General features: G+C 57.5%; 9 protein-coding genes. 3 read left to right on the top strand and 6 right to left on the bottom strand.

The window, feature by feature from the left end; translation table 11 throughout:
• Nucleotides 1–95: 95 nt before the first annotated feature.
• The 3 genes from AC1D35_RS33845 to AC1D35_RS33855 form a co-directional block, all read right to left on the bottom strand.
• Nucleotides 96–701, bottom strand: coding sequence for a flavin reductase family protein (locus AC1D35_RS33845; protein ID WP_477942237.1), 606 nt, complete (start codon nt 699–701; stop codon nt 96–98).
• Between the two features lie 299 nt (nt 702–1,000).
• Nucleotides 1,001–1,348, bottom strand: coding sequence for a hypothetical protein (locus tag AC1D35_RS33850; protein WP_477853417.1), 348 nt, complete (start codon nt 1,346–1,348; stop codon nt 1,001–1,003).
• A gap of 48 nt (nt 1,349–1,396) precedes the next feature.
• Nucleotides 1,397–2,041: a helix-turn-helix domain-containing protein gene (locus AC1D35_RS33855; protein ID WP_477853415.1), complete on the bottom strand. Its 645-nt coding sequence runs from the start codon at nt 2,039–2,041 to the stop codon at nt 1,397–1,399.
• A gap of 159 nt (nt 2,042–2,200) precedes the next feature.
• Here AC1D35_RS33855 and AC1D35_RS33860 point away from each other — a divergent pair, with 159 nt between their 5' ends.
• Nucleotides 2,201–3,166 (top strand): hypothetical protein, encoded by a 966-nt coding sequence (locus tag AC1D35_RS33860; RefSeq protein WP_477853413.1) that lies wholly within the window; start codon nt 2,201–2,203, stop codon nt 3,164–3,166.
• Between the two features lie 5 nt (nt 3,167–3,171).
• Here the strand turns inward: AC1D35_RS33860 and AC1D35_RS33865 are convergent, their stop codons facing one another.
• The 3 genes from AC1D35_RS33865 to AC1D35_RS33875 all read right to left on the bottom strand — a co-directional run bounded on the left by AC1D35_RS33865 (nt 3,172) and on the right by AC1D35_RS33875 (nt 6,909).
• Nucleotides 3,172–4,950, bottom strand: coding sequence for a hypothetical protein (locus AC1D35_RS33865; RefSeq protein ID WP_477942243.1), 1,779 nt, complete (start codon nt 4,948–4,950; stop codon nt 3,172–3,174).
• An 86-nt stretch (nt 4,951–5,036) separates the two neighbouring features.
• Nucleotides 5,037–5,711 carry a response regulator gene (locus AC1D35_RS33870; RefSeq protein ID WP_113296474.1) on the bottom strand — a complete coding sequence of 225 codons (675 nt, stop codon included), beginning with the start codon at nt 5,709–5,711 and terminating at the stop codon, nt 5,037–5,039.
• Nucleotides 5,677–6,909, bottom strand: a complete 1,233-nt coding sequence (locus tag AC1D35_RS33875; protein ID WP_477942240.1) for a sensor histidine kinase — start codon at nt 6,907–6,909, stop codon at nt 5,677–5,679. The genes AC1D35_RS33870 and AC1D35_RS33875 overlap by 35 nt, the downstream gene beginning before the upstream one ends.
• Before the next feature lie 270 nt (nt 6,910–7,179).
• On the opposite strand from AC1D35_RS33875, the gene AC1D35_RS33880 reads away from it, so the two are divergent.
• Nucleotides 7,180–7,530: a hypothetical protein gene (locus AC1D35_RS33880; RefSeq protein ID WP_113307611.1), complete on the top strand. Its 351-nt coding sequence runs from the start codon at nt 7,180–7,182 to the stop codon at nt 7,528–7,530.
• A gap of 203 nt (nt 7,531–7,733) precedes the next feature.
• Entirely contained in the window at nt 7,734–7,925 is a 192-nt protein-coding gene (locus AC1D35_RS33885) for a hypothetical protein (RefSeq protein ID WP_477836808.1), read from the top strand.
• Nucleotides 7,926–8,069: the final 144 nt, after the last annotated feature.

Below are 8,069 nucleotides of genomic sequence, written 5' to 3' on the forward strand. Positions count from 1 at the left end.
CCTCCATGGTGATGACGGTCCCGATCGCCCTCCTGTTCCTCTTCTTCCGGGCGGGCTGACGGCAGGAGCGACCAAGGGGTAAATTGATCTTCCCATCAGAGTGAGGACGATGCACTTTCGGTTGGCTGGACTTCAGCCGAAAGCGCTTCTCCGATCGCGTAGAAATGGCCGCCTGCGACGTGGTGCAGACTGCGCCACTCAGGGCCGGCCGTTTCAAAGTGCCAATGCCCATTGCGGAACACACGATCGTCGGCCCAGGCCGCGGTCACCTCACCGATAAACAGGTCGTAGGCATCCTGGTTATGAGGCTCATTGATCAGCTTGCAGGCGAGCCAGGCCGAGCAACCTTCCACGAAGGGCAGGTCCTGTCCCGGCATATCGAAAATCGACACGCCCGACGTCCGCAGCTTGTCCGGCTCTTTATACAAGGTGCGGTTCCCGACTTCGCGTGTCAGCGAGAGCTGGGCGACCGTTGGTACTTGGATGACGAAGCGTCCGGTCGCCTCGATCAGCGTGCGTGTTTGAGCAATCTTGTCGACGACGACGCTGAGCTTCGGCGGATCGATGTCGAGACCACAGCACCATGCGGCAGCCATGGCATTGTCGACACCGTCATGGCGCGCCGACACCAGGACCGTTGGGCCATGGTTGATCAGGCGAAAGGCCTTTTTGAGTTCAACGGCTTTCATATGCTCGTTCATTCGAAGCCCACGAAGATGAAATCACAATTCCCCACCCTTTCTTTGCGCGTGAGACAAAGAAAGATGATGCGAAACGATGTGGTTCCTGGTGACGGCGGACGCGCCGCGAAACCGAAGGCATTCCGCAACTCAGTCGTTATCGTGCCGGTCACGCCGGTGAGCAAGTGAAATGATCGAGCTGTAGGCCAGTTCACGCGGAAGGCGCGAAAGCGTATCGCGATCTCGCAGATCGGCTTGTTACGCTTTAAGTCCTTGTTTGACGTATGTCGTTATTGCAAAATCGCCGCCCGCAACATGCTCTAACGTTTCAGGTCATAGGCTTGATGAGATGCGCGAAGCTCTGCCAAGGTCTTGCCGACGCAGCTGCCGCCCTCCGCGCCGCCGGTTGCCTTCGCGTGGCCGTCCAGGGTGATCGTCCCTGCCATCCGTTCAGATGCCACATAAGTCGCGACACCGTCCGGGGAGATACGCGATATATAGAAGGCGTGATAGGTTTCTTTGTGCTTGCACTGGATGAGCAATGGAAATTGATCGAACGGATCTTCCTGCGCCTCGATCGTGGTGAGTGGAAGCCCGACCAGCGAGACCAGGCCTGCAAGGAGCGTTTTGGCCAATCCGTTTGATCTTCGGCCGGATGTGTACTTCATTGCTCAATCCCTCCTTTTGCAAGATCAACTGGTCCGAAATCGCTGCCGCTAGATCGCCATTGCGATGAGTGCATCGCGGTCAACAAGGCGAACAATGCGTTGCAGTTTGCCGTTCAGGCACAGGATGCGTTTTTTGCGAAGTTTCGTGAAGCAGCGGGCGACGGTTTCGACCGTCAGTCCGAGATAATCGGCGATATCGCTGCGCGACATCATCATATCGAATTCGCAATCTGCCGGATGACGATCGGCCATTTCGTAGACAAAGGCGGCGACGCGCTTCAATGCGCTTTGCTCGGTAATGACGAGCTGTTTGTGCTGTGCCTTTGCGAGGTTCGTCAGGGCAATGTGGAGAAGGTCTACGGGAATGACTGCGTTTTGATTGGCACGAAAGGGCTTGATGCAGGTTTCGCAGACGGTCTCTGCAAAATCGGTTCGCACAGTGCCTGTTTCGAGTCCGAACCATTCACCCTTGCCGCAAAAAGACAGAATATACCGCTGCCCGCTTGCCGTGAGGCGGTATATCCGCACCGCGCCCGATTCGACCTGGTAGATCGTAAGAGCGTGTTCGCCTTCGCTATAGATCGTCTCGTCGGCCTTGAGACGGATCGATTGATCCTTCGCCGTTCTGGCAGCACTACCATAGCGGTGGCCTGTAACTGTCGTGTGCTTTACGATCGTCTGGTTTTGAAGCATGTGTGCCGTCCCCATCCGCATCGCAGCATAAGCAATCGCTGCCCGCCCGGGTATTCGAGATACTCCTTACGTATTGTTACGGAAGCCCGCGACCACCGACAGGTGTATAAAGCTGTTCCCCTTGATGAGAGCGATACGAAAATATCGTGGGAGGTATCGATGGCATCGGAAGAGGGAGGGGACAACCGCGCACTTCAAGACCCGGCAAGCGTGCGTGCGCAACTTGACCTGATACTCGCCAGTCCGGAGTTCCTTGCCCCTGAGCGAGGGCGCCGCTTCCTGCAGTATATTGTTGAAGAGACGCTTGAAGGGCGCAGCGAACAGCTAAAGGCCTATACGATTGCACAGGCTGTTTTTGGACGCGATTCATCCTTCGACGCACAGAATGATCCGGTTGTCCGCATCGAAGCGGGGCGGATCCGTCGCGCGCTCGAACGATACTACCTCGTCAGCGGACATGGTGACCGGATCCGGATTACCGTCCCCAAAGGAGGCTATGCGCCGCAGTTTTCCAGTGGGGAAGACAGTTCGAATCTAGGCGAGGTTTCCGCCCCGCAGAACCGCGAGAATAAGCGGCCGCCTCTCGGTCAGGAGCGGCGGGTGAGCTATCGAGATTTCCTGTTGCCGATCGGCGTCCCTGCGTTGTTTGGGGCAATGGCAATACTCGCCCTTGTCCGTCCGCTCGAAGCCTATCTTTCCCCACCAAGAACGTTACCGGCCCCTGCCACATCAACGTTGAAGAGCAAGACCAGGATTGTTGTCGAACCCTTCGTCGCCCTCGGCGGCACGGCGCAGGGAGCCGATTTCGTAAAGGGATTGGCTGATCAGCTGATTGCAAAGCTGATGAGGGTAGAGAACCTTATCGTGTTTGCCCCTGGCCGGTCGGGAACGGAAATCCCCGGCTCGCTTTTCAACCTGCAGGGAAGTGCGACCGTCGAGGGCATGATCCTTCATCTGCATGTCCGCATGATAAATGACGCCGACGGCACGGTTATCTGGGCAAATCAATATGATCGAGACTTGCGCGGTCAGACAATTCTTGATGTTGAGGACGAGATCGCTGCACAGATCGCTATGGAGATTTCGAACAGCCGCAAACTGAACGGCGCAGGCGCCGATCCATAGCTGCCTTACCTTGCAGATACGGCGTCAATGACCAATCCCGAGGCGCGCAGCCCGTTCAGGAACCGCTCCTGGTCCTCCAGCCGTTGCAGGCGGAACGAGACCTCCCGGCGGATATTCGTCATCAAAGCCGGCGCGTGGATATTGAGCCAGTCCTGTTCCTGCATGGCTTCATCCGTCTTTCCGGCTGCTCCGAGAATGGATAGCAGCACAAGGCGATGCATGGGATTATCGTCGAGGTCGGACCTTCGCGACCACTGCTCGGCTTCTYCGATATCTCCTTTCATGAACGCGCACAAAGCCATGCCGACCTCGTAATAACCTCGGGTGCCAACACCCTTGTTGAGGGCGATCGACAGCAACTCGCAGCCCGATTGCCATTTCCCCGACATTGCCAGTCGAAGACCGTATTCGCCTGCAACTTCCACATCGTCAGGGTCTGCAGCATAGGCTGCGGTGCCTGCCTTCAGGGCCTTGTCGATATCTCCGCTGAAAAAGCTCACCAGCATCTGCGCTTGAAGCACGCGGGAGTTGCCTGGCGCGAGCGACGTTGCTCGCTCCACAGCAGCGCTCGCCAGTGCGAGAGGCTGGATCGACGATGATGTGCCGAGCGTGTGGCGGAATCTGAGTTCGTCGAGATAGACCATGGACAGCAGCGCCCAGGACACCGCGTTATCGGGGAAACGCTGGGTCGCCTGTTGCAGGCATTCGCGTGCTGAACTGTGACTTTGCGCAGTCATGGTCTGACGATAGCTGGAATAGGCGAGCGTACAGGCATAGGCACTCCGGTCTCCCGTCTGTGCCGGTCGCGCTATCATATCCGCGTCGGTTTGAAAGATGGCACCATAAGGCTGTGCGATCGCATTGGCGACTTGCCGGGCGACATTGCCTTGAATCGCAAGCTTGTTCTGATCTTGAAGATCCGCATCGAAATTGTTGGCCCAGATGACGGCTCCATCCAGTTGGCGCACCAGCCTGGCAACAGCACGCAGCCTGCTTCCATCGAACTGGACATTGCCCTGGAGCGCGTAGTCGGCCTCGGCGGCGTGCTCACCACGCAGCGGATCGGCGACCACGACGATGTCATCGAACTGGGCAAGTTGTCCGATAATGTCGTCCCTGAGACCAAGCGCAATATCCGAGCCGGCGTCAACGGGGCTGCTTTCGGCAAAAAATTCGACAAGCACCCTTGGCTCAGCTGGGGCCAGCGGCAATACTGCGGTCGGAGCATCACGCAAAGACAATGCGGACGCCAGAGCGAGGAGAAGAAGAGCGAGGACGACGGCCAGCGCAGTTCCGAGACCAGGAAGGGTGACTAACCCCGGACGACGTGTTTCCTGAAACGAGTGATTTTGATCTACGCACTCCGCATTCAGTACATTGTCGGGGATCTCGACGGGCGCCGTCAGGGCTGGCGCACCCCGCGCATATTCGAAATGCGGGACATATCCGCCTTTGGGCACAGTGATGACGACGTCGTCCCTCTGACCCGCGACGAGATAATAACGCTCGAGCGCCTTTCGTATTCGACCGGCCTCAATCCGGACAACCGGATCATTCTGCGGGTCGAACGAGGCTTCCCGGCCAAAAACCACATTTGCTATCGTAAATGCTTTCAGGAAATCCGATCGACCGGCTAGCGTCTCATTGACAACGAATTCCAGGAAATTTCGCCCACGCTTCGGCGCGTGGAATTCCTCGCTTGTGAGAATTCGTTCGACCTGCTGGCAAATCTCGTTAGCCGTCGGCCCAAGACTGCTGAAAGCATTCACACTTGCGCTTCTCATGATCGCCCCTACGACAAAGATGACGCAATTATTTAAGTTTCGTCTAACGCATATTAGCGTACGAGCCTGAGGTTGCAAGACTTGCTTTAGAATTGACGCATATACGTTGACCGGTCCCCGGCCTGCGCTTTCCTCGTGGTTTCAATCGATTGCGCTGCCGCCTCGATGGTCATGGCCAGACGCATGAGTTCTGCCAAATTGCGCGCGCCCATCTTCGCCATCACATTGGCGCGGTGGACCTCCACCGTGCGCGAACTGATACCCAGGTGATAAGCGATCATCTTGTTCTGTAAGCCATCGAGCACGCCGGAGAGGACCTGGTGTTCGCGGTCCGTGAGCTGGCGAAGTCGCGCAGCAACGCTTTCGCAATCGGCCACCGCGCTGCCGTGCCGCCCTTGTGCCATTGCTCCGTTGATGGCTGCGATCAGCGCCTCTTCCCGAACAGGCTTTTCCAGGAAATCGAATGCCCCCGCTTTCATCGCCTGAACGGCCGCAGCAATATCGCCCTGGCCGGTGATGACGATCGCCGGGACGTCCATGCCGAAACGGCGCAGGCGGTGAAGCAATTCGATGCCGTCGACATGTGGCATGCAAAGGTCCGTCACAAGACAACTTCTCCCCGAAAGGGGCAGGCGTTCCAGAAAGGCCTTTGCGCAGCTGTGCGCGCGGACCGCAAAACCTGCCGACACCAGCAAGAACGTCAAGGATCGTCTGAGCGACTCCTCGTCATCGACGAGATGGATCGTAAGGTCGTTCGCCATGGGCTTTTGTCTCCACTAGCGGAAGCGAAAACGAGAGGGTTGAGCCGCTCCCCATTCTGTTGCGCGCGATAATACAGCCGCCATGCGCTTCGATAATGCGCCTGGACAATGCCAGGCCCATACCGAGGCCTCGCGGCTTGCTGGTCACGAAGGGACGAAACAGCGTCTCTTCCATCTCGGCGGCAATCCCGCAACCGTTGTCAGACACTTCGACGACAAGATGAGATGAGTCGTCGCCTCTGCTGCGGATGACGATATAGGGTTGCTCGACACTGTCAGTCGCGTCCAGGGCATTGCGAAGAAGGTTCGTCAGCACCTGCACGATCTGGACGCGGTCGGSGAGGACGATGTCGAGTTCGGCCTCAAGCTGATACTCGATATGGACGTTATTCCGCGGTGACCCGGCGAGTGCGAGCGTCGCCGCCTCATGAATTAACGCGTGCATTGCTTCCAATTTTTTCTCGCAGGCACCGCGTCTCGCGAAATCTCTGATATTCTGGACGACCGTTCCTGCCCATAAGGCTTGCTGCGTAATTTCCGACAGAGCTTCGCGAAGCTCCTCGCCGTGACGGCGGCGATCTTTCATCATAAGCCTCCCGCAACCTTGTGAGTAGGCGGCGATCGAAGATAGCGGCTGGGAAAGTTCATGAGCCAGCGTCGATGTCATTTCCCCAAGCGTAACCACCCTTGCGAGACGGGCCAGCTCCCTCTGAAGCTCCTGAACCTGCTGCAATGTCTCGCGCTCGGCCCGGAAGTCCTCGAAGATCGCCACAGCGAAGGCCCCTTTTTCGCCCTGTTCCCTGATGATGGTCAGGACAGTTGGGAACTGAACGCCGTTCTTCGTGATTGCCAGACCGACGCGTACTGCTCCCTGGCTTGCCCAGCGGCCACTGAGTTGAACATCTGGCGTCGAAGACCAGACGAAGTCGATCTGGCGGCCGAGCAACTCGCTTTCTTCGTAGCCGAACAGCGTCACCGCAGCCCTGTTGCAGGCCGAAATTCCGTGGCGGTCAGTTATGAAGAACACTGCATCCGGCATCCGTTCATAAAGTCGCCGGATCCACTCCAACCGTGGCCCGTTTTCTCCCTCGCACAAAGCGCGTGCCATTCGCGATTCCGTGAACGAAGTTCGTCCCGCGAGGTTTGAGACAGCGGGACCGTGTTCAGCAACTTGCGATGCCTCCACCTTGATGGACATGGTGTCTACTCCGCCCTTTGAGAAGTTATTCAGTCCCAGACAGCCTCTCCTTTCCCAACAATGACGCAAGTTTACCACCTTTGGACGGATGTTCGGTGTAGTATCGCGTAGACTCTATTGGTCTCTCCCCGCAGGATTGCCCGGCCGAAGGTCCGGTGCGCCACCGTTTCGGCTCGGCGTCATCTCTATTGATCCGGCTCAATGCTCTGCGCTCATTGTTCCGCTACTCTTCGGAGCCATGGGTACATCGCCATTTGAGGGATCAGGAAGATGAGGAAGTTTGCCCTTGCTATCGCAATTGCGACCGCAGCGTCGGTTGTGACACCTGTCGACGCCCAACAGAACCGCAAGGAATTCCGGCGCATGAACTGGGCCGAAAACCTGCCGGAGCACATCAGAACCTATCACGACAAGCGGTTTTCAATCGTCAGTTTTCGAACTGCAGTTGAAGTCGGTGCAATGCCGAGGCCGGGCAGTGCTGAACATGTCAAGGAAATCCGGACGGCAATCCGTGCCAACCAGTGGCTCGTTCAGCAACTGAAGGCCAAGAAATTGACACCCAACCAGATCGAATGGGTGACACGCGCCCGAAACGGCAATCTGACGTTCTACATCGAATGAGTGGGCACGTAAGGCTCCCAAGAAAAAGCCTGCGCTATCGAGAATCCATCGAAAGGCAGGACATAGCGGAGGTCTTCGCGGCATCCGCGCGCTGGCAGGAAAACCCACGCCGGCCGAGTGACTGGCATGCCGAAACCATGGCCTCTTGTCCGGTCGACACTCGTGCATCGTCGGGGGAGGGATCGGTGATGTGGCGGTTGGTCATGGAAGCTCCGTTCGAAGAGGATATAGAACTCGCCGTCATCGACGACGAAGGTGTCCACGCCTTGGTATTCCCCTGCCAGCGTCTGCCTGGCGGATGGGCCAATGCGCTCACCGGCGAGACGCTGGACGTTCACCCGACCCATTGGCGTGCATGGCAGATGCAGCGATGCGACGCGTCCGATCTTCAGTGAAAGGAACTGCATCCTCAATAGGCCGGACGGTTCGGAAATTACAAATGCTGCACTGCACCTTGTCTGCAATCAATGACATCAGCGGGTCAGCCCAAATAGGCTGCCAACCAGGCTGAATGTGTTTAGAGCGGCGGCGCGGCCGCT

The sequence above is a fragment of the Rhizobium sp. P1_E6 genome, assembly GCF_056405875.1.